This is a genomic window from Pseudomonas sp. MYb541, assembly GCF_037479595.1.
Taxonomy (GTDB): Bacteria; Pseudomonadota; Gammaproteobacteria; order Pseudomonadales; family Pseudomonadaceae; genus Aquipseudomonas; species Aquipseudomonas canadensis.
Map to the genome: position 1 here is coordinate 137,481 of NZ_JBBGYS010000006.1, position 21,141 is coordinate 158,621.

A 21,141-nucleotide genomic window follows, 5' to 3' on the forward strand; every position below is an offset into this window, starting at 1 on the left:
TTGAATGAAGTACTGACCTGCCGTTTCGGCGTCGTGTTCATGTTGTGCCTGGGCTTGGGCATGCCTTTGATGGCCGCGCCGTTGGACGAAGCACTGAAACCTCTCCCCGCAGTTCCGATGTTGGACCCGGCCAAGGTTGAGCTGGGGCGCCAGCTGTTCAACGAGCCGCGTCTGTCGGTCAATAACACGCTGTCCTGCGCCAGCTGCCATCGTCTGGAATCGGGAGGTGCCGACAACAAGCCGTTTTCCATTGGCTTCGATGGCAAGCCCGTGGACATCAACACCCCGTCTGTCTTCAACGCCAGCCTGAACTTCAAGCAGTTCTGGAATGGCCGCGTCGATACGCTGGAGGCACAGATCCAACAGGTAGTCATCAGCCCGGTGGAAATGGGCAGCGACTGGAAAACCGTGGTGCAGAACCTTTCCGCCCTGCCCGCCTACCAAGCGGCGTTCCAGCAGGCCTACCCCGATGGCGTCACCGCCGCCAACGTACAAAACGCCCTGGCCACTTATGAACGTACATTGCTGACGCCCAATTCGCGGTTCGACCAGTACCTGCTTGGCAACACCGAGATTTTCACGATCCAGGAAAAATACGGCTACCAGCGCTTCAAGGACTATGGCTGCATCGCCTGCCACCAAGGTATCAATATCGGCGGCAATATGTTCCAGAAGTTCGGTGTGATGGGCGACTACTTCAAGGCGCGCGGCAAAACGGTCGAGTCGGACCTAGGCCGCTATCTGCTGACCCAGGACGAAGAAGACCGACATGTGTTCAAGGTACCCAGCCTGCGCAACGTCGCCGCGACCGCGCCGTACTTCCACGATGCCTCGGCCAAGACCCTTGAGGAAGCGGTCGACGTCATGTTCAAGTATCAGTTGGGGCGCAATCCGTCCCAGGAGGACAAGGACCTGATCATCCAGTTTCTCAAGACCCTGAGCGGCGAATGGGCGGGCAAGCCATTATGAGCATACCCTCATGACCCTTTCCCGCCGCCGTGCCGGCCAAGTGTTGCTGGGCCTGATGACCCTGCTGCTGGCGTCCACCCTGGTGTTTCTGTACCTCAAGTCTTCCCGTGACCAGACGGCTACCTATACCCAATCACGGGACCTGATCCGCCAGCTCCAGCAGCTCAATGCCCAATGGGACAGTGAAGTACTCAAGGCCAGGATCGCCCTCACCCACAATTACGACCCCCTGGTGGCACCGCTGCAGGAAATGACCCGGATCTGGGCCGATCTGGAAAACCGCGACTTCTACCACGACCCTGCCGACCTGCCTGGTTGGCAGGCCAATCTGGAAGCTTACCAAGCCGCGATCCAGGAAAAAGCCCGGTTGGTGGACCAGTTCAAATCCCACAACGCCGTGCTGCGCAACTCCCTGGCCTTTCTGCCGACCGCCGAAGATGACATCCAGGCCCAGTTCAATCGCTACGGCGATGAAGGCCGCCTGCAACTGCACGATGTCGCCACCGATACCTACGACCTGTTGCTCAGCAGCCTGGAATTCGCCCAGGTCACCAGCGACGACCGCGCCGCCGATATCCTGGTGGGCCTGGGCAAATTGGCGATCAACAAGGAGCGCCTGCCCCCTGAGTTTCAGGGGCCTGTCGAGATCCTCAGCAACCATATTTCGCTGATCCTGCGCGAGCAGCCGGTGGTCAACGGCCTGGTCGACCGGATTGCCGCCGTGCCGGTCGCCGAGCGTCTGGACGACTTGACGACCCACCTCAACCAGGATCAGCAAGCCGCCGACCTTGTCGATCGCCAATACCATCGCTACCTGCTGATTTTCTCCATCCTGCTGGTGGGTTTGCTGCTTTACCTGGCGATGCGCCTGCTGCGCAGTTTCGCCGAGATCAACCGGGTCAACCGTGCCCTGCAAGCGGCGAACGAAACCCTGGAGCAACGGGTGGAACGCCGCACCCAACAACTCAAGGATGCCCAGAGCGAACTGCTCGACAGTGCTCGCCAGGCGGGCATGGCGGAGATCGCCACCAACGTGCTGCACAATGTGGGCAACGTACTCAACAGCGTGAATACCTCCGCCGATCTGGTCACTCGAAAGCTGCGCAGCAGCAAGGCACTGGGCCTGGGCCGGGCCATGCAGTTGATCAACGAGCGCCAAGGTGACCTGGGCACCTTCTTCACCGAGGATGAAAAGGGCAAGCTCTTGCCGGGTTACTTGAATCAACTGGTCGACGCCATTGCGCTGGAACAACAAGGCATGACTGATGAACTGGCGCAATTGAGCAAGAGCGTCGACCACATCAAGGACATTGTCGCTACCCAACAACACTATGCCGGTGCCTCCGCGCTGAAGGAGCCGGTGCACATCAGCGCCCTGATGGACGATGCCTTGCGCATGAACGCAGGGGCGCTGAGCCGGCACAACGTCACGGTGGTAAAACACTATGCCCAGGTGCCGGAGATCCTGGCGGATAAACACCGGTTGCTGCTGATCATGGTCAACCTGATCAGCAATGCCAAGTACGCGATGTCCAACCTTGTCGACCGGCCGCGGCAAATGACGCTTACGGTCCAACCACGCGATGACGCAACCTTGCAGATCAGCGTGAAAGACGACGGCGAAGGCATACCGGCGGAAAACATGACCCGGATCTTCACCCACGGCTTTACCACCCGCAAGGAAGGCCACGGCTTCGGCCTGCACAGTTGCGCCCTGGCAGCGGTGGAGATGAATGGCCAACTGACCGCCCATAGCGACGGACCGGGCCTGGGCGCCATGTTCACCTTGACTATCCCTATGGTCCTTGCCGGAGACCCCACATGAACCAACCTCCTAACCGGCGTCTATTACTGATCGACGACACACCGTCGATTCACGATGATTTTCGCAAGATCCTGATGCCTGTCGTTGAAACCAACCAGGCGCTGGACGCTATGGAGTCGGCGCTGTTCGGCGACACGACAAAAGCCCGTGCCCCGGTGTTCGAACTGCATTCGGCCTATGGCGGAGAAGAAGGCCTGCAGTTGCTCGTCACGGCCATGGAGCGCAAACAGCCGTATGCCCTGGCCTTTGTCGACATGCGCATGCCCCAAGGCTGGGACGGCGCGAAAACCATAGAAGAACTGTGGAAAGTCGCTCCCGACCTGCAAGTGGTGATCTGTACCGCGTATTCGGACTATTCCTGGGAAGACCTGCTGGAGCGGCTGCACGCCCATGATCGGTTGCTGATCCTGAAAAAACCCTTCGACAACATCGAAGTCCAGCAGATGGCCAACACCCTGGCCAACAAATGGGACATGGCCCGCCGCGCCTCACTGCAAACCACCCACCTGGAGCAGTTGGTGGAACAGCGCACCCAAGCGCTGCAAATGGAGATTGACGAACGCAAGCATCTGGAAAGCCAATTGGTCCAGTCGGAGAAACTTGCGTCGCTGGGGCAGCTGGCAGCCGGTGTGGCCCATGAGATCAACAACCCGGTGGGGTTTATCTCGTCCAACCTCAGCACCCTGGACGGCTACTTCAACCAGCTGCAACAGATGCTGGATGCCTATCAACGTGCTGAAGTCTTGGTGACGCCACCGGAACAAAGCGAGCAGCTCAAGGCCATGCGCGTCGGCCTGGAACTGGACTTTCTCAAGGAAGACATTCCGGTCCTGATCAAGGAGTCCAAGGAAGGCATTGGTCGCGTGGTGCAGATCGTCAAGGACTTGAAAAACTTCTCGCGGGTGGACAACGAGCAGACCTGGCAATTTGCCAACCTGCAACAGGGCATCGATTCGACATTGAACATCGTCGCCAGCGAACTCAAGTACAAAGCCGATGTAGTCAAACACTACGGCGCATTGCCAGAAATCGAATGCCTGGCCTCACAGCTCAACCAAGTGGTGATGAATCTGGTGATCAACGCGGCGCAAGCCATGGGGCCAGAGCGCGGCACCATTACCATCAGCACTGGCGTGGACAGCGAGAACGTGTGGTTGGAAGTGGCAGACAACGGCTATGGGATCGCGCCGCAAACCCTGCAGAAAATCTTCGATCCGTTCTTCACCACCAAACCGGTGGGCGAAGGAACAGGGTTGGGGCTTTCGCTCTCTTACGGCATCGTTAAGAAACACCGTGGCGACATCTCCGTCAGCAGCGAGCTGGGCAAAGGGACAACGTTTCGGGTGGTGTTGCCGATTAGGCAAACGGCGGCGTAGGACACGCCGCCGAGTCGCGCTCATGCGTCGGCTTTTTTGGGGCTCGAACCGAACGAAGCGAAACGCTTGTTGAAGCCGGCAATCCGGCCTTCGGCCTGGGTCTTGCGCTGTTGGCCGGTGTAGATCGGGTGCGAGGCACTGGACACGTCCAGCGGGATGTAGGGGTAAGTGTTGCCATCACTGTGCTTGTGGGTGCGGTCGCTGTCGGCAGTGGAGCCGATCAGGAAGAACACGTCGGCGGCAGTGTCGTGAAACAGCACGGTGCGGTAGTCGGGATGGATACCAGCTTTCATAAGGCCTCCGGGGCGTTTGGATGCATTTGATGTGTTATACAGTAACACAAATAGTGCACCCAAACGAGAACCGATTGCAATAAGAATAGGCCGGCAGCTTCTATGCGGCTTCCTGGAAGTCCATTTCCGGTGGCTGTCGGGAGAAGCCACGCGTGAGCACGCTCAGGTAAACCAGGCCGATCGCCAACCACACCAGACCCAGGTAGATCGCCAAGTGATCGAGGCTGACCATCAGCCACAGGTCCGCCAGCAGGCCGATGAACGGGAACACCAGGAACAGGATCAATTCGCGCACGCCACGCTGCTTGGCGCCGATCCAGTAGTGGAAGATCACCGACAGGTTGACCAGGCTAAACGCCAGGAATGCGCCGAAATTGATGAATGAAGTGGAGGTGGTCACGTCCAGCTTCAACGCCAGCAGCGCCACCACTGCACACAACAGGATGCTGTTGACTGGAGTGCCGAAGCGCGCATGCAGGCTGCCGAAGAACGACTTGGGCAACACACCGTCGCGGCCCATGGCAAACAACAGGCGCGAACCGCTGGCCTGGGCCGACAGCCCCGAGGCGAACTGGCCGACAATCAGGCCAATCAGGAAGATCGACACAAACAAGTCGCCACCGATATTGCGCGCGATTTCATACGCCGCCGAATCCACATTGCTGAACTCGAACGACGGATGGGCCACCTGCACAAAGTAGGACACCGCCACGAAGATCAGCCCGCCGATCAAAGTGATCAACATGATCGCCCGTGGGATGGTGCGACGTGGGTCGCGGGTTTCTTCGGTCAGCGTACTCACCGCGTCAAAGCCCAGGAACGAATAGCAGGCGATGGCCGCGCCGCTCATGATCAATGGCATATGCATCTGGCCGTTGAAGAAGGGGGCGATGGTCCACAGCGGCTTGCTCGCATCTCCACCGATGTAGTGAATGCACAGCGCCACAAAGGCAATCAGCACCAGGAATTGCACCAGCATCAGCAAGGCGTTGATGCCGTTGGCCAGTTTGAGGCCGACGATGTTAATGGCGCTGGTAACCCCGATGAATGCCAGCACCCAAACCCATTGCGGCACCGCCGGGAAGGCTGAGTTCAGGTACGCCGCACCAATCAGCCAGATGGCCATGGGCAAGAACAGATAGTCGAGCAATACCGCCCAACCGGCGATAAAGCCGAGCTTGGGGCTGATGGCCTTGCGCACGTAGCTGTAGGCGGAACCGGCCACCGGAAACGCCGACGCCATGCGCCCGTAGCTCATGGCGGTGAAAAACATCGCCACCAGCGCAGCCAGGTAAGCGGCGGGGACCATGCCCGCGGTGGATTGAGCCAGGATGCCGAAGGTGCCGAGCACAATGATCGGCGTCATATAGGCGATGCCAAACAGCACCACCGACCCTAACGACAGGGTGCGTTGCAAACGAGCCATGGGTGATTCTCCGCGCAATTATTAGATTTATGGCAGAACTGAAGTCGGTGTTGCACACACTGTTTTTTAGAGTTATTACCCGTGGCGGGGGGGCTCGCCCCCCCGCCACAGGGGCTAGCGTTGAGCTTGTGGGATCAACAGCTCGCGCGCGCCATCGCTGCGCTCAATCACCTCACCCGGCAATTTCATGCGCTGGTCATCCAGGTAGCGGTAGTCCTTGCGAGCCGCCGCCAATTGGTCGAGATCCAGCTCAACCGCGAATTGCCCCTCCTCACGCCCCGCTTCAAACAGCAGCGTGCCAAACGGGTCCACCAACGCACTGCCGCCGGCAAACACCAGGTCGCCATCGCCCGCTTCCACCCGGTTGACCATCAGCGCAAACGCCTGGTTTTCCTGGGCACGGGCCATGATCGCGGTGCGGTGGGTGGGACCGTACGGGTCCATGTTGCCGTTGGTGACGATCAGCAACTCAGCGCCCAATTGCGCCAGGGCACGGGCGGTTTCCGGGAACTCGATGTCGTAGCAGATCAACAGGCCTACGCGCAGACCGTTCCACATGCAGGTGGGGTAACGGTCGCCGGGATTGAAGACGCCTCGTTCCAGCGGCCACAAGTGGGTCTTGCGGTACCGTAGGGCGATACCTTCGGGGGTGATCAGCAAAGTGGTGTTGTAAAACTGGCCGCCATCGTGTTCGGCAATGCCAATGACCACGGCGATATCACGCGCACGGGCGGCCTCGATAATGGCCTGCACGGTGGGCCCCTCCAGCGGTTCGGCGATGCCGGCGACGGTCTCGGCCGTGGGGAAACCGGTCAGGTGAGTTTCCGGAAATACGATCAGTTGCGTATCGTCGGCGCACGCAGCAATCGCCGCCAAGGCGCGTTCAAGGTTGTAAGCTGTATCGTTATCACGACCGGCCAACTGGGCAAATTCGACCTTCATGGGTATTCCTTGTTCTTTATCTGTGCCGCAGTATGCGCAGCCACAACCCCCCAGGGAATCACGCGGCGGGGGTAACCCGATAGGGGTAGATCGATGACCATGTCGCTGCAAGACATCGCCTGGCACCGTGCGGTGGGGCAAATGATAGACGCGCTGGACCAGCCCAATTTCTGGACCCAGCTTGTCCGATTGCTCGACCAGTACGTGCCGTCCGACAGCTGGGTGGCTCTGCTGTTCAGCAGCGAACACCGCCCGCTGGTGTTTGCCGAATGCCCAGGCGCCGATGGCACGCCGGACCAGCTGTTCCAGGACTACCTGAACGGCCTGTACCTGCTCGACCCCTTCTACATCGCCAGCCGCGAACACGCGCGCACGGGGCTTTTGCGCCTGGCCGAAGTCGCGCCCGAGCACTTCGAACTCACCGAGTACTATCAGCGCTACTTCCGCCTGAACGTGGTCGCCGATGAAATCCAATTTAATTGCCATCTGCCGGATGGGCGTACCCTGTGCCTGTCGCTGGGCTCGAAGCAACGCTTCAATCCGCAGCAGATTGCCCTGCTGTCGCTGATTCAACCCTGGGTACTGAGCCTGCTGCGCCAACGCCTGCCCCATGAACTCAAGCAGGTCAGCACGCCGCAACCGATCCAGAATGATGACTGGGGCGCGCAACTCACTGCCCGCGAACTGGATGTAGGCCGCTTGATGCTCAGCGGTTGCTCCAGCAAGGAAATCGCTCGTAAGCTGCAAATCTCTGTTGAAACCGTGAAAGTCCATAAGAAACACATCTACAGCAAGCTAGGGATCAAATCCCAGTCAGAGCTGTTCTCGATCTTTCTACAGGCGCAAAACGCCTAGCCGATGAGTCCGAACCAAGGAAAACCGTATGAGCCTGTCGTTACTAAGCCGTTACGCCTTCTTTGCCGTGTGCGTCATTTTCACCCTCGCAAGCCTTCCCTTTATCGAACATGAATGGCTGTGGCCGATCACCGTGGTCACGGGTGTGCTGAGCCTGATCGGTATCTTCGACCTGCTGCAAAGCCCCCACGCCGTGCGCCGCAACTACCCGATCCTGGGCAATATCCGTTACCTGGTGGAAGCCATCCGCCCGGAAATCCGCCAGTACCTGCTGGAGTCCGACAGCGACGCCCTGCCCTTCTCCCGCGCCCAGCGTTCACTGGTGTATTCACGCGCCAAGAATGAAACCGCCGACAAACCCTTCGGCACCCTGATCGACGTGTACCAGTCGGGCTTCGAATTTATCGGCCACTCCATGCGCCCGGCGCCGTTGAGCGACCCCAGCGCATTTCGCGTGATGGTCGGCGGCCCGCAATGCACGCAGCCATACTCGGCATCGGTGTTCAATATCTCGGCGATGAGCTTTGGCTCGTTGAGCGCCAACGCGATTCGCGCGTTGAACCAAGGCGCCAAACTGGGCAACTTCGCCCACGACACCGGCGAAGGCAGTATCAGCCCCTACCACCGCGAAAACGGCGGCGACCTGACCTGGGAATTGGGCAGCGGCTACTTCGGCTGCCGCACCAGCGACGGCCGTTTTGACCCGGAACGTTTCGCCGTGCAGGCGCAGAACCCGCAAGTGCGCATGATCGAAATCAAGATGAGCCAGGGTGCCAAACCCGGCCATGGCGGGATTTTGCCCAAGCACAAAGTCACCCAGGAAATCGCCGATACACGCGGCATTATGATGGGCGAAGATTGCATCTCGCCGTCACGCCACAGCGCGTTTTCTACGCCGCTGGAACTGATGCAGTTCATCGCGCAACTGCGTGAGCTGTCCGGCGGCAAACCGGTGGGCTTCAAGTTCTGCCTGGGTCACCCATGGGAATTCATGGGCATCGCCAAGGCCATGCTCGAAACCGGCATCCTCCCGGACTTTATCGTGGTGGACGGCAAGGAAGGCGGCACCGGCGCAGCGCCCGTGGAGTTTACCGACCATATCGGCGTGCCACTGCGCGAAGGCCTGCTGTTTGTGCACAACACCCTGGTGGGCCTGAACCTGCGCGACAAGATCAAGCTCGGCGCCAGCGGCAAGATCGTCAGCGCATTCGATATCGCCAGCGTGCTGGCCATCGGCGCCGACTGGGCCAACTCGGCGCGCGGCTTTATGTTTGCCATCGGCTGCATTCAATCCCAGAGCTGCCACACCAATAAATGCCCGACCGGCGTCGCGACCCAAGACCCACTGCGCCAACGCGCCCTGGTGGTGCCGGACAAAGCCCAGCGCGTGTTCAACTTCCACCGCAACACACTCAAGGCCTTGGCGGAAATGCTCGCCGCCGCCGGTCTCGATCATCCATCGCAGTTATCGGCCAAACACTTGGTACGGCGCATGTCGGCAACCGAGATCAAGCTGTTTTCGCAACTGCATGTGTTCCTCAAACCCGGTGAGTTGCTGACCGGTGAAGTGAACGGTGAGTTTTACTCGCGCATGTGGCAGATGGCGCGAGCCGATAGTTTTGAACCCCATGAAGTGGCTGCCGCCTGATAAATTAACGATTCCTACCTGCTGAACCGGACCACCGACGGCATTGTTGAAACAAGGAGATTCACATGCCGCTACTCGACTTCGCCGCCATCGCTGGGCAACTGCCCGCCACGTGGAAATCAACGCGCCTGGGCCAGGTCGGCCCGGCGCGGATCAAGGTGTTGCGCATGGATGAGCAGGCCTACGAAGAAGAAACCCACGACTACAACGAAGGTTTGCTGGTGATCAACGGATGCTTGCGCCTGAGCATTGGTGATGCAGAAATCAGGGTGGACGCGGGCCAGATGTATCTTGTCGAAGCGGGTATCGCCCATGCCGTACTTGCAGGCAGCCATGGCACTTTGGTTATCCTGGATGTATAGAGACATTCAGTAATACCCAACCTTTGCAATTACTTACAAATACCGCCAACCTGCGCCCGCCCGACGTGCGGCGTACGACAACACCCGCGTTCGCCTGTCATTACTAAACCTTTCGTACAAGAGCCCGCTGCCATGCTGAACGGACGCGACCCACGCATCGATTTTTTTCGGGGCCTGGCGTTGATCTTCATTTTCTGGGATCACGTCCCCCACAACCCCCTCGGCCAGATCACCCTGCGCAACATAGGTTTCAGCGATGCGGCGGAGGTGTTTGTGTTCCTCGCCGGTTACGCCGCCGTACTGGCCTACGGCAAGATCCTGCAACGCGACGGCTACTGGATTGCCTCGCTGAAAATCCTGCGTCGTACCTGGGTGTTGTACGTGGTGCATATCTTCTTGCTGGCGATGCTGATGGGCATCGTGTTCTTCGCCAATAGCCATGTCGAAACCCGCGACCTTGTCGAGGAGATGGGACTGACGCACTTCGTTACCCATCCGCAACAGGCCCTGACAGATGAGTTGCTGCTGCGCTTCAAGCCCAACCTGATGGACCCGTTGCCGCTGTATATCGTGCTGCTGGCCGGCTTGCCGCTGGTGTTGCCACTGATGCTGCGCAAGACCTGGACGGTAGTGGTCGGGTCAGCAACGATTTACCTGTTGGCCCCCTGGATGGGCTGGAACTTAAGGGCCATTGCCGATGGCGTGTGGTACTTCAACCCGGTCACCTGGCAATTTTTGTTTGTGCTGGGCGGCGCGGCGGCTATCCATGCGGGGAAGACACGTCCTGTGGACACCCGCCCGCTCCTGCACCGCCCCCTGTTCGTGGTGGCGGCCCTGTACGTGATGGCCGCGGGGATCCTGACGCTATCGTGGCGCTGGCCCGAGGTGCATGACGCTTGGATGCCCGCGCAGCTCAGCGACTTGCTCTACCCCATCAGCAAGACTGACCTGTCACCCGTGCGCCTGCTGCATTTCCTCGCGTTGGCCTATGTGACGGCGAAGTTGCTGCCGAGTCGTGCGTGGACCGAAAACGGGTTGGCGCAGCACACCTGTCGCATGGGCCGTTATTCGCTGGAAGTGTTTTGCCTTGGCGTGGTGCTCGCGCCACTCGCGGACATGATCAATGCCTTGGCAGGCGATGCATTCGCCATGCAAATACTGACGGCAGTTGCTGGCGCGGCATTGATGGTGATGCTGGCGGTGTGGCTGGAATTCAACAAACGACTGGATCAGTCGCTTAAATTGGCGGCACAGCCGCAGTAGGCAGCATGGCCCGTTGCGCGCAACGGGCCATTTCCAGTATCAGGCCGAACGCGCCGAAGGCGAGGCCAGGTTGGTGGGTTGCAGCTTGAACACGTAGAACAACACCGTCAGCAGCACCAGGAACGCAGGCCCCACATACAGCGCCACTCGGGTATCCGGGAAGTACGCCATCAGGCCAACTACCAGCACCAGGAATGCCAGCGCCAGGTAGGAACTGACCGGGAACAACCACATGCGGTACTTGAGCCCTGCCCGTTCGGCCGGGCTCAGGCCCTTACGGAACTTGAGCTGGGCCAGCAGGATCATCAGCCAGGTCCAGATTGCGCCGAAGGTGGCGATGGACGTCACCCATACGAAGACTTTCTCCGGCACCCAGTAGTTGAGCAACACGCCCAGCAGCAACGCAAAGATCGACAGCAGCAGTGCCTTGCGCGGTACGCCGTTGCGCGACGTCTTGGCGAAGGTCGCTGGTGCCTGGCCGTTCTGCGCCAGGCTGTAGAGCATGCGCCCGGTGCTGAAGATGCCGCCGTTGCAGGACGACAGTGCCGCAGTGATCACCACAAAGTTGATGATACCGGCGGCGGTCTTGATGCCCAGGCGCTCGAACGTCATCACGAATGGGCTGCCCTGGGTGCCGATTTCATTCCAGGGATAGATCGACAGAATCACGAACAATGCGCCCACGTAGAACAGCAGAATGCGCCAGAACACCGAGCCGATGGCACTCGGAATGGTCTTCTGCGGGTTCTTCGCTTCACCGGCAGTGAGGCCGATCATCTCCACACCCAGGTAGGCGAACATCACCATTTGCAAGGACATCAACACGCCTTGCACGCCATTGGGCATAAAGCCGCCATGGGCCCACAAGTTGGAAATACCCAGCGCCACGCCGTCATTGCCAAAGCCGAACGCAATAATGCCGACGCCGCCGATCACCATCGCAATGATGGTGACGATCTTGATCAGCGCGAACCAGAACTCGAACTCACCAAAGGCCTTGACCGCGATCAGGTTGATGCTGCCCATACTGATCAGCGCCGCCAGGGCCCAGATCCAGCGCGGCGTGTCGGGGAACCACACGCCCATGTACACGGCCACGGCGGTGATTTCCGCCACGCAGGTCACCAGCCACAGGAACCAATAGTTCCAGCCGGTCAGAAAGCCCGCCAACGGGCCGAGATAGTCTTGGGCGTAACGGCTGAACGAGCCGGCGACGGGGTTGTGCACCGCCATTTCGCCAAGGGCGCGCATGATCACCAGGATCGCCAGGCCGCCAATGATGTAGGAAAGCATGATCGCCGGGCCGGCCATTTCAATGGCCTTGGCCGAGCCCAGGAACAGGCCGACACCGATGCAGGCGCCGAGCGCCATCAGGCGAATATGCCGTTCGCCCAGTTCACGTTTCAGCGGGCCGCCCTGAGCGGTCTCGCCATGGGGCAGGTGGTTGCCAACGGGCATAAGGGTACAACCTCGTCTTGTTATTGGATTGAGCCACTGGGTGCCGGAAGTCATGACGGGTCGGCCATGACGTCCTCGCACCGGGCTGGCCTCTTGGGCCAGATCAGCGGGGGTGCAGTATAAAAAGCTCAACCCAGGGATTTTCACTCAATAAACGGCAAGATTCAGCGAGAAGTCTCGGCAAAAGCCGCTTTTGCGGAGGAGCTTTACCTGGACAGCGTAGGAATCGTCGCCGATAAACGGGCGCCGAGTATTGCACAGCGAGGGTGCAGCGTCATTGCACCGGCTGCCACGTCTCACAGCGCCGAGAAAATCAGCCGTCTTCGCCACAAAGTCAGCGCTCTGGCTCCCCTCAAACAACGAGCTTGAGATCAAGCTGCTCGAGTGGGACCTTGAAGGCATATTCGTATTTCTCAATGATCAGGGTCAGCACTGCTGGGCACAGGCCAACGACGTGCGCTGGCGCAGCTTGCTCAACCAAAGCCTCAAACAGCAGAACCGCTAGGCGCCAGACAAATTCCTTGACCACGCCCAGCAGCGTCTAAGCTTTCACATACGTCCGATCAATCTGCGTGAATGGATCAATCGACTATGGGCGCTTTATGGCAAACCGATTCGAACAGGGCTGCGTTAGCAACCGACAGCCCGGATCAACCGCCATTGCCACAAAGCCCCCGCTCGCGAAGGCTGTGGTGGCGGCTGGTGTGGCTGATACTGTTGATCGCCCTGGCAGCGCTGTGCTGGGCCGCCAGCCAGGAAATGCGCACCTCCCGCCTGCAGGCCGAGTACCTCAGCCCGTTGGCGGCGGCGCTGAGCTATGAGGTCACACCCGGCACCAGCGAGGCCGTGGTTTATCCGGGCGATGGTCCCTTCGACAAGCGCCTGGGCTACAGCGACCTGGATGAGTTCCTGCCGCGCCTGCTCAAGCGCAACTACTTGGTCCAGGCACAGGCGCGCTTCTCACCGGCGTTGATGGATTACGCGCAGCGGGGGCTGTTCGTGCCCTACGCAGAAAAAGTCCAGGCCGGCCTCAGCATCACCGATTGCCGCGCTACGCCGCTGTACAGTTTCACCTACCCGCAACAGCTCTATGCCAACTTCGCCGCGATCCCGCCGCTGGTGGTGCAAAGCCTGCTGTTTATCGAAGACCGCGACCTGTTGGACCCCAAGCAACCCCTGGCCAACCCGGCGGTCGACTGGCCGCGCTTTGCCAAAGCGGCCTGGTCGCAGGTGGCCAAACTGCTGCATTTGCCCGGGCAAACCGCCGGTGGCAGTACCCTGGCCACGCAGCTCGAAAAGTACCGCCATTCACCCGATGGCCTGACGCTGTCCGGTGGCGAAAAAATCCGCCAGATGCTTTCCGCCAGCGTCAGGGCTTACCAGGCCGGGCCGAATACCTTGGGCAGCCGGGAGAATATCCTGCGCGATTACCTCAACAGCGTGCCGCTGTCGGCGGTGCCGGGGCATGGTGAAGTGCACGGCCTGGCCGAGGGGTTGCGGGTGTGGTTCGGCGCAGACTTCAATCAGGTCAACCGCGCCTTGAGTGACACCGAGCAAGACCCGAAGCGCCTGGCCGAACGCGGCCTGGCACTGCGCCAAGTGTTGGCGTTGATGATCGCCCAGCGTCGCCCCTCCCACTACCTGAACAAGGGCCGCGACGAGCTGGCGCAACTGACCGACAGCCATATCCGCCTGCTGACGCAGAACGGCATCCTCCCGGCCGCTTTATCCTCCGCAGCCCTCGCCAGCCACCTGGGCTACCGCGATTGGCAGCAGCAGCCGACGATCCAACCGGTGGAAACAGACAAGGCGATCAACGTCGCCCGCAGCCGCCTGGCCAGCCTGCTGAACCGCTCGCTGTATGACCTCGACCGCCTCGACCTGTCGGCCACCAGCACCCTGCAATCGGCGCTGCAACGCCAGACTACCGATTACCTCAAGCACCTCGCCGACCCGACGTTCGCCGCAAAAATGGGCCTGCTCGGCCCGCGCCTGCTCACGCCGCAAAGCACGCCTCAGGTGCGTTATAGCTTCACCCTGTTCGAACTCACGCCCGACGGCGCACGCGTGCGGGTGCAAACCGACAACACCGACCAGCCGTTCGATATCAACGAAGGCAGCAAGCTAGAACTGGGTTCCACCGCCAAGCTGCGGGTGCTGACCACTTACCTGCAAATCATCAACGAACTGCATGAGCGCTACAGTGCAAAAACACCCGCCGAGTTGAAAAGAGTCGAAGTGCCCGAGCAGGACCCGCTGTCGCGCTGGGCGCTGGATTATCTGCTGCGCAGCAGCGACCGCGACCTGTCGAAGATGCTCGATGCTGCTCTCGATCGCACGTATTCCGCCAGCCCCGGCGAAGCATTTTTCACCGGCGGCGGTCTGCACCGTTTTCATAACTTTCGCAACGAAGACAACGGCCGCAACCCGACCCTGCGCGATGCCCTGCGCGAGTCGATCAACCTGCCGTTCATTCGCCTGATGCGCGACCTGGTGCGCTACACCACCTACTCCGGCGAAGACAACAGCGCGCGCCTGCTCAAGGACGACAACGACCCGCGCCGCCAGGAATACCTGGCTAAATTCGCCGACCACGAAGGCACCGCGTTCCTGCTCAAATTCTGGAAAAAATACCGCAACAAGGACACCCAGACGCGCCTCGACACGTTCATGGACAGCCTGCACCCCACCGCGATTCGCCTGGCGGCGGTGCACCGCTACCTGTTGCCCCAGGCCAGCCAGGAGAGTTTCAATCGCTTCGTACGTTCACACCTGAAGAACGCCGAAAAACTCACCGATGCACGTCTGCAAACGCTCTACCAAAGCTACGGCCCCGGTGCCTACGACCTGCCGGACCAAGGCTATATCGCCAAGGTGCATCCGCTGGACCTGTGGCTGCTGGGCTATTTGCTCAACCACCCTGAAGCGACCTTTGGCGAGGTGGTCAAGGCCAGCGAATTCGAACGCCAGGAAGTCTACAGTTGGCTGTTCAAGAGTCGCCATCAGAGCGCCCGTGACAGCCGGATTCGCACCATGCTGGAGATCGAAGCGTTCCTGGAAATCCATGACCGCTGGAAGGCCGTGGGTTACCCGTTCGACCATTTGGTACCGTCACTGGCCACTGCCATCGGCAGCTCCGGCGACCGCCCCGCTGCGCTCGCCGAACTGATGGGGATTATCCTCAACGATGGTGTGCGCCTGCCGGTACTGCGTATCGACAGCCTGCTGTTTGCCGAGGGCACCCCCTATGAAACGCGTGTGATCAACGCCCCGAATCTCGGCAAACGCGTGATCTCCAGCGAAGTCGCCAGCGCCTTGCGCGGCGCGCTGTCGCAAGTCGTGGACGCGGGCACGGCCAAACGCGTGGCCGGCAGCTTCACGCTGGCGGACGGCACACCGCTGGCCATGGGCGGTAAAACCGGCACCGGCGATAACCGCATCCAAGCCATGAGTACCGGCGGGCACATTCTCAATTCCAAATCCATCAACCGCACGGCAACCTTTGTGTTCTACATCGGCGAACACCACTTCGGCACACTGACCGCCTTTGTGCCGGGCACCTCCGCCCAGCACTTCACCTTCACGTCGGCGTTGCCGGTACAGGTGCTCAAAGGCATGGCTCCGATTCTCTACCCGCTACTGCAACCTCGGGGTTCCGCCACGTGCCTGCGGTAAGAGGAAGGGATCACGTAGTGCTTATTTAGACCTGCCGCTCGCTCGACGCCCATTAGTCTGGGCATCAGCGTGCAGCCCCTTCCCTGACACCGGCCTGCACGATTCCCCCTATCGCGACAGGAAACCCGCGCTATGCCTTCACAACCCCAACCTTCTACCGAAGACCTGATACGCCGTGCGTCAGTGTGTATCACCGCCATCGAGCACCTACTGGACGCACAGCCAGACCTGACGACGGTCATGGCCACAGAACTGCGCCAGGCATTGGCAAAACATTTGCCTGCCAGTACACCGAACCCGGATACGGTTTATCTCAACGAGTACGTTTACGACACTGCGTCGCAGGCAGATCAAGACAGCACCGCACGGACACCCCGCATCACCCGCGCACGCAACCTGACCCAGGTGCTTCAAGAGACGATTGCCACCCAAAACATGCCGACCGCGCTGACCAAGGAGCCGGAAACCGGCGCCATCAACCAGGCAGTCGGATTCTATGCAAATGCCAACGGCGCCGGCCGCAGCAATGAGATGGCGCGGTTGGAAGTCGCAGCAGTCAATCAGTTGATCAGTGATCTGCAACTCAACTGCCAGACGCTGTACTTGAACAGTCTCAGGGCGTTCTGGTCATCGCCCCACGCGAGTACGGGTGCAGTGAGTGTCCTGGAGGCTGTGAGTCAAAAGCAGCGTGAGGTATTTACGCTCGAGGCGGACCTGAAACTGCAGGATGCTCGGCAACAGCTCAGCCAAGCCGAGCAAACCCAAAAGAAAACGCCTGAAGATACCCACGCGCAAGCGGCCGTCACCACGGCCCAGTCACACCTTGAGGTGTTGATCGAAGGCCGACAATTGATCGAAAACTGCGTGCTCCATGAGACCACGAACAACGCCACACCGCCGCTCATACTCGGCCTCACGCTGGAATTGACCGACCAGCCTGAATGGGCCGCACCACTCAATGGCTGCTTCGTACTCACCGAACGCATGCATGGGATACGACCGACCGTCCTGTATACCCCGCAATTCGGCGTTGAGTTCTTCATGAGTTTCTCCACCATGGAAAATACCTTGCGCCTACGCCTGGTGAGAAGCGACGAAAGAACCCTGCTGCTCGCCAACATCGTCGCCAGCGAACGCTCCGCTGCCACCGACGCGTTAAGAAGTCGGCAGGCACTCACCTATCCCTCGATCACCGGGCCGGTATTCAGTGCATGCCTGCACGCCCAACGTCGCCAGCAAGAGGCCGATATCGAACAGGCCTTCGGTGCGTCCCACGCCACGTTCGAAGCCCTGGCAGTCAGCGTACAAACCACCCTGGCACTGCCCCTCAAGGGCAACCCTGGGCTGATCGCCCGCATGCCCGAATCGCCGGACCTGACACGCGCCTCTCCCGTCCCACTGACCTTGCCGGACGTAGGGCAACAAACGCACCTGATACAACAGTGGAACTCTCTTAACCAACAACTCGACCAGGTACTGGAAAAGGACAAACACCCCTCGCTGGACGGTGTGCTGACATCGCTGCTCAAAGAAACCTACCCACATCTGCCACCCGACACCGGGCTGCACAGCCTGTATGTCAACCGCTACCTCATTGACAGCGATGGCCTGCGCCATTTTGAATCTTCCCGCCCATTGCTCGAGGCGGTGTGTGCCTTGTTGCTTTGGGACAACCCCGCAGAGCAAACGCACGAGGATCAAACAGCACAAGAAGAGGGCACCGCCACGCTCGACACGTTCGCCGAAAGCGTCTTCAGCAGCCCGACCGCTATCAACGAGGTCGACGAGCTGGCCCAGACCGATACACTGCTGGACCTGGCGCACACCCTACAGACACGACTGGCCGAGCAGATCACCACCTATTGGCGTACGCCGATAGCGCCGGAATTGGTTTGCCCACAGGTTCGGCTGATCGATGTCCAGCGCCAGGTCCTGGAGATACAGGCACGCCTGCGCGTGGCCGACAATACCCTGAGCCCACAAGCCAAATTGCTGATTGATCGCGCAATGCGTTACCCGACCCAGGCCCGACGTGAAGCACGCTTCAGCCATGGCAACCGCCCCGGTGTGTATCAGTTGACCGTCGACACTGGCCCCGCCGCGCGTGCGCGCATGGCCGCCAGCTTCGTCCTGACCCTTGATGACGGCTCCAGCCCCGTCGCTCCCCATTGGCCCCATGGGCACAAAAACCTCAGTACTCACACGGCCGGGGTTGGTGCGGTAGTGCTCTATACCCCGGACATGGGGTTTGAAGAATGTGCGTCCCTGCAAGCCCTGCATGACACGCTGAAAGCCCGCATCAATGCTGGCGAAGACGCCGGCAGGTTGTGTATCAGCGGCTTGCCGCTGGCGGTTCAGCATGGCAAAACCGGGCTGTGGGGCAACGACCTGAGTACCACTTATGCGCCGATAACCGACGACTTCGTGGCTGACGGCATCCAGGCGCTGCTCGACAAACAGCAGTCCGACATCGAGACCATTCTGGGCCTGACCGAGGGCGAATCGGACAATGAAAAAAATGGCCGCGTGGAACTGGCCGAACTGTTGGATTTGGCCGGGCCGTTTATGGCGCGCAACCGACTGCTGAAGGATCACTGGCGGCCAGACTGGGAAAAGCGCTTGAGCTCGGCGGACCAGAAGGCTCTGCAAGACCAGGCCGACACTACCCAGGGCAAACAGGATGAACTGACAAAGCAATGGCAAGCGCTTATCCCAACATTGGCCGAGTATGCAAAGCAACAGGTACTGACAAAGATTCGTGCCTTCCTGGCTGAAAAAGGCCAGGACTATCCCGTAGAGGGCATCGACCCGGACAAGACGATAGTCACCCATATCACCCGAACACGGGTCGTAGCCGGTGGAGGCGGTTTTGGAACTACGCATACCAGCTCCAAGAGCAAGCCGATGAGCCTGACCAACCTGCTGTTGAAAAACACCAAACCCTGGGAAAAGAGCCTCACCTGGGTCGAAAACGACGATCTGGATGCCACACTGACCACCCCCCAAGGGAACTGGGTGCGCGATACACGTGGACGCCCCATCACCGTGGACAAACAACGCCTTGAGCTGTGGGTCAAGGACCTGAATGTTGCCCACCAGTACACGCAAAACGTGCTCGATAAATACCTCGCCCCGCAGGCTACGGCAACCGAGGCCCGCCCCTTGAGACAGGCGTGGCGCGCGACCCAGGCATCCGTTATTGACTATGCGGCCCTTTCGGCCCGGTTGAATCCTGATATCTACCTCAGGGAAACACACAGTGCCCCCAAGCAAAAGAAAGCAGCCGCTTGGATGGCGGCGGTGCAGGCCGCTCCAAACCCCGCGACACGCCCACTGGTCGACGGGCACGCAGTGATCGCCAATGCACTGATGTTCAACCCTGCCAACAACGCCCCCGAAGGCCATGGTGGACAAACCGTGAATGGCGTTCTGATTCTCTCCACCGCTGCCGATGACATGCGCGTACTGTATACCCCGCATGCGCCCGACGGTTTGGAGCTAAGGGAACTGGCCAACGAGGCTGAACTGATCCGGCTGATGCAGGGCTCCGCCTGGTTGGATTATCTTCGCGCACGCTTACCGGCCGATACACGCTTACTCAATCCGCGCCTGGTCGCACACTCAGGCGATGTCTGGACCGGGCTGTACCGGCAAAACTATCTATACCTGCTGAACAAAGCCGACGAGCAGAGCGTGACTAACGAAGAGCTGAACGCCCAGTCCACCCTCAATAAGGTGCTGTTCGGCATTGAAGTGGTAGCAACCGTGCTGGGCGGTCTTCCCTGGAGCGGGCAACTGGCCTCTTCGGCCGCCAGGTTCGTCGGCCGGGTCGGGCGCACCACGGTCCATGCCTTGCGCAGCCTGGGGCAAAGCGCGGTGGGGCTTGTCGTACGTCGCGGGCCACGCGCACTCATGCTGTTTGAACTTGCAAAGGTCACCACCACGGTCGCCGGAGTGACGCGCACGACCAGCCTGGGTATCAAGCCACTGCCCATGCTACTGAGGCCCGCGAGAAACATACGGCGACCGAACCTGGCGAAATACCAGAAAGACTTCCAGCAGGAAAGCTCCCGCCTGCTGGTAAAAAATGGCATCCCGCCCGGAGCGGAACTGGCGGAAGGTACAGGCATTTATCGAGTCCCCGGCTCGCCACCCACCTATCTGGTACGCGGCGTCGGTGAAAAGGGCAAAGAGCCGGTGTTTCGCATTCAGAACTCTTTCAACGTCTATGACCGCAATGGCTTGGTCGCCCCCGTGCTCACTCCCTCTGGAGGCTTGACCCCATTCCGGTTGCGGCGCCTGCCGAACAAACGGTGGGAATTGGACACATGGCAACGCGCGTCCGGCGGCGGACCAAGAAGCGACAACAAAGTAACCGTAGCACTTAGAGAATGGGACGCACACGTCAAAGCCAACGCGGCGTTGCCCAACCCGGCCACCACGCTGGACCCCGCCGCTTTTTTCAAGAGTCGCAATCTCACGTACTACTCGTGGAACAAGTTTGTAAAGTCAGGCGGCGAAATTTCCGAACTGGGCAAGGCGCGGCTCAATCCTGAGACGTTTACACACCTGTCAAACAAACTGTTCATGAAATGGGTAAACATGAAGCAACCGAACAAAGCAGCTGCAGTTGCATTTGCGAAATTACATAACATTCGTCCAGAGCGTATAACCTTGTTCTTGGACGCGAAGAAAGGGACGTTGAACAAACTTGGCAAAGCCCGTTTGGCCAAACTGACAAAACCCGCCGACGCATCTTTCGCCCACTTCACCGACAAGCATTATCAAGACTGGTATCAGTTGTCCCTTCGACCGGAGAACCAGAACATGCGCGCGGTCTGGAAATTTGCCACTGATCATGGCCTCCACCCCTCTTCCTGGAGCAAATACGTGAAGTCCGACGGCACCTTCAATATGGCTATTCCTACTGTTGCGGCCCGCGTCAACCGACTGGGACTTTTCTTCCCCATAGACTTGACGCTTCCGGGCCCGTCCCAGCCTCCCGTCTGACCCACAAGGCTGTTGATTGCAGGAGCGAGCTTGCTCGCT

Annotated in this window: 14 protein-coding genes; 9 read left to right on the forward strand and 5 right to left on the reverse strand. The window is 59.9% G+C overall.

Annotation, left to right across the window (positions count from 1 at the left end; genetic code table 11):
• The first annotated feature begins 39 nt into the window (after positions 1-39).
• From WH299_RS05925 to WH299_RS05935, 3 genes are read left to right on the forward strand one after another with little or no spacing between them, the layout of a single operon-like run.
• On the forward strand, positions 40-969 hold the full coding sequence (locus WH299_RS05925; protein WP_421557153.1) for a cytochrome-c peroxidase: 930 nt from the start codon (positions 40-42) through the stop codon (positions 967-969).
• A gap of 10 nt (positions 970-979) precedes the next feature.
• Complete coding sequence (locus WH299_RS05930; protein ID WP_122724000.1) at positions 980-2,794, forward strand: DAHL domain-containing protein; 1,815 nt, start codon at positions 980-982, stop codon at positions 2,792-2,794.
• A complete protein-coding gene (locus tag WH299_RS05935; RefSeq protein ID WP_126569874.1) occupies positions 2,791-4,170 on the forward strand; it encodes an ATP-binding protein in 1,380 nt (459 codons plus the stop codon). The genes WH299_RS05930 and WH299_RS05935 overlap by 4 nt, the downstream gene beginning before the upstream one ends.
• A gap of 20 nt (positions 4,171-4,190) precedes the next feature.
• Here WH299_RS05935 and WH299_RS05940 read toward each other — a convergent pair whose 3' ends face one another.
• The 3 genes from WH299_RS05940 to WH299_RS05950 form a co-directional block, all read right to left on the reverse strand.
• On the reverse strand, positions 4,191-4,463 hold the full coding sequence (locus WH299_RS05940) for a type B 50S ribosomal protein L31 (RefSeq protein WP_016970719.1): 273 nt from the start codon (positions 4,461-4,463) through the stop codon (positions 4,191-4,193).
• 100 nt (positions 4,464-4,563) lie between these two features.
• Positions 4,564-5,889 carry an APC family permease gene (locus WH299_RS05945; protein WP_068936997.1) on the reverse strand — a complete coding sequence of 442 codons (1,326 nt, stop codon included), beginning with the start codon at positions 5,887-5,889 and terminating at the stop codon, positions 4,564-4,566.
• 114 nt (positions 5,890-6,003) lie between these two features.
• Positions 6,004-6,831 (reverse strand): carbon-nitrogen hydrolase family protein, encoded by an 828-nt coding sequence (locus WH299_RS05950; RefSeq protein ID WP_339549840.1) that lies wholly within the window; start codon positions 6,829-6,831, stop codon positions 6,004-6,006.
• A gap of 93 nt (positions 6,832-6,924) precedes the next feature.
• Between WH299_RS05950 and WH299_RS05955 the strand changes: the two genes are divergently transcribed.
• From WH299_RS05955 to WH299_RS05970, 4 genes are all read left to right on the forward strand, one after another.
• The gene (locus tag WH299_RS05955; protein WP_122723992.1) at positions 6,925-7,686 is read left to right on the forward strand and encodes a helix-turn-helix transcriptional regulator; all 762 of its coding nucleotides are present in this window, start codon (positions 6,925-6,927) and stop codon (positions 7,684-7,686) included.
• Positions 7,687-7,714: 28 nt separating this feature from the next.
• Positions 7,715-9,334, forward strand: coding sequence for an FMN-binding glutamate synthase family protein (locus WH299_RS05960; RefSeq protein WP_028619027.1), 1,620 nt, complete (start codon positions 7,715-7,717; stop codon positions 9,332-9,334).
• Positions 9,335-9,399: 65 nt separating this feature from the next.
• Positions 9,400-9,696 (forward strand): cupin domain-containing protein, encoded by a 297-nt coding sequence (locus WH299_RS05965; protein ID WP_122723990.1) that lies wholly within the window; start codon positions 9,400-9,402, stop codon positions 9,694-9,696.
• A 132-nt stretch (positions 9,697-9,828) separates the two neighbouring features.
• On the forward strand, positions 9,829-10,959 hold the full coding sequence (locus tag WH299_RS05970) for an OpgC family protein (protein WP_339549841.1): 1,131 nt from the start codon (positions 9,829-9,831) through the stop codon (positions 10,957-10,959).
• Between the two features lie 39 nt (positions 10,960-10,998).
• Here the strand turns inward: WH299_RS05970 and WH299_RS05975 are convergent, their stop codons facing one another.
• The gene (locus tag WH299_RS05975) at positions 10,999-12,417 is read right to left on the reverse strand and encodes an amino acid permease (RefSeq protein ID WP_339549842.1); all 1,419 of its coding nucleotides are present in this window, start codon (positions 12,415-12,417) and stop codon (positions 10,999-11,001) included.
• 352 nt (positions 12,418-12,769) lie between these two features.
• Positions 12,770-12,946, reverse strand: a complete 177-nt coding sequence (locus WH299_RS05980) for a hypothetical protein (protein ID WP_339549843.1) — start codon at positions 12,944-12,946, stop codon at positions 12,770-12,772.
• Between the two features lie 62 nt (positions 12,947-13,008).
• Between WH299_RS05980 and WH299_RS05985 the strand changes: the two genes are divergently transcribed.
• Together WH299_RS05985 and WH299_RS05990 are read left to right on the forward strand one after the other, a co-directional pair.
• Positions 13,009-16,092 carry a transglycosylase domain-containing protein gene (locus tag WH299_RS05985; protein WP_339549844.1) on the forward strand — a complete coding sequence of 1,028 codons (3,084 nt, stop codon included), beginning with the start codon at positions 13,009-13,011 and terminating at the stop codon, positions 16,090-16,092.
• A gap of 132 nt (positions 16,093-16,224) precedes the next feature.
• Positions 16,225-21,102, forward strand: coding sequence for a dermonecrotic toxin domain-containing protein (locus WH299_RS05990; RefSeq protein ID WP_339549845.1), 4,878 nt, complete (start codon positions 16,225-16,227; stop codon positions 21,100-21,102).
• Positions 21,103-21,141 lie beyond the last annotated feature (39 nt).

Coding starts and splice junctions, on each gene's coding strand:
- WH299_RS05925 (WP_421557153.1), top strand. CDS start 40: ATGTTGTGCCTGGGCTTGGGCATGCCTTTGATGGCCGCGCCGTTGGAC.
- WH299_RS05930 (WP_122724000.1), top strand. CDS start 980: ATGACCCTTTCCCGCCGCCGTGCCGGCCAAGTGTTGCTGGGCCTGATG.
- WH299_RS05935 (WP_126569874.1), top strand. CDS start 2,791: ATGAACCAACCTCCTAACCGGCGTCTATTACTGATCGACGACACACCG.
- WH299_RS05940 (WP_016970719.1), bottom strand. CDS start 4,463: ATGAAAGCTGGTATCCATCCCGACTACCGCACCGTGCTGTTTCACGAC.
- WH299_RS05945 (WP_068936997.1), bottom strand. CDS start 5,889: ATGGCTCGTTTGCAACGCACCCTGTCGTTAGGGTCGGTGGTGCTGTTT.
- WH299_RS05950 (WP_339549840.1), bottom strand. CDS start 6,831: ATGAAGGTCGAATTTGCCCAGTTGGCCGGTCGTGATAACGATACAGCT.
- WH299_RS05955 (WP_122723992.1), top strand. CDS start 6,925: ATGACCATGTCGCTGCAAGACATCGCCTGGCACCGTGCGGTGGGGCAA.
- WH299_RS05960 (WP_028619027.1), top strand. CDS start 7,715: ATGAGCCTGTCGTTACTAAGCCGTTACGCCTTCTTTGCCGTGTGCGTC.
- WH299_RS05965 (WP_122723990.1), top strand. CDS start 9,400: ATGCCGCTACTCGACTTCGCCGCCATCGCTGGGCAACTGCCCGCCACG.
- WH299_RS05970 (WP_339549841.1), top strand. CDS start 9,829: ATGCTGAACGGACGCGACCCACGCATCGATTTTTTTCGGGGCCTGGCG.
- WH299_RS05975 (WP_339549842.1), bottom strand. CDS start 12,417: ATGCCCGTTGGCAACCACCTGCCCCATGGCGAGACCGCTCAGGGCGGC.
- WH299_RS05985 (WP_339549844.1), top strand. CDS start 13,009: ATGGGCGCTTTATGGCAAACCGATTCGAACAGGGCTGCGTTAGCAACC.
- WH299_RS05990 (WP_339549845.1), top strand. CDS start 16,225: ATGCCTTCACAACCCCAACCTTCTACCGAAGACCTGATACGCCGTGCG.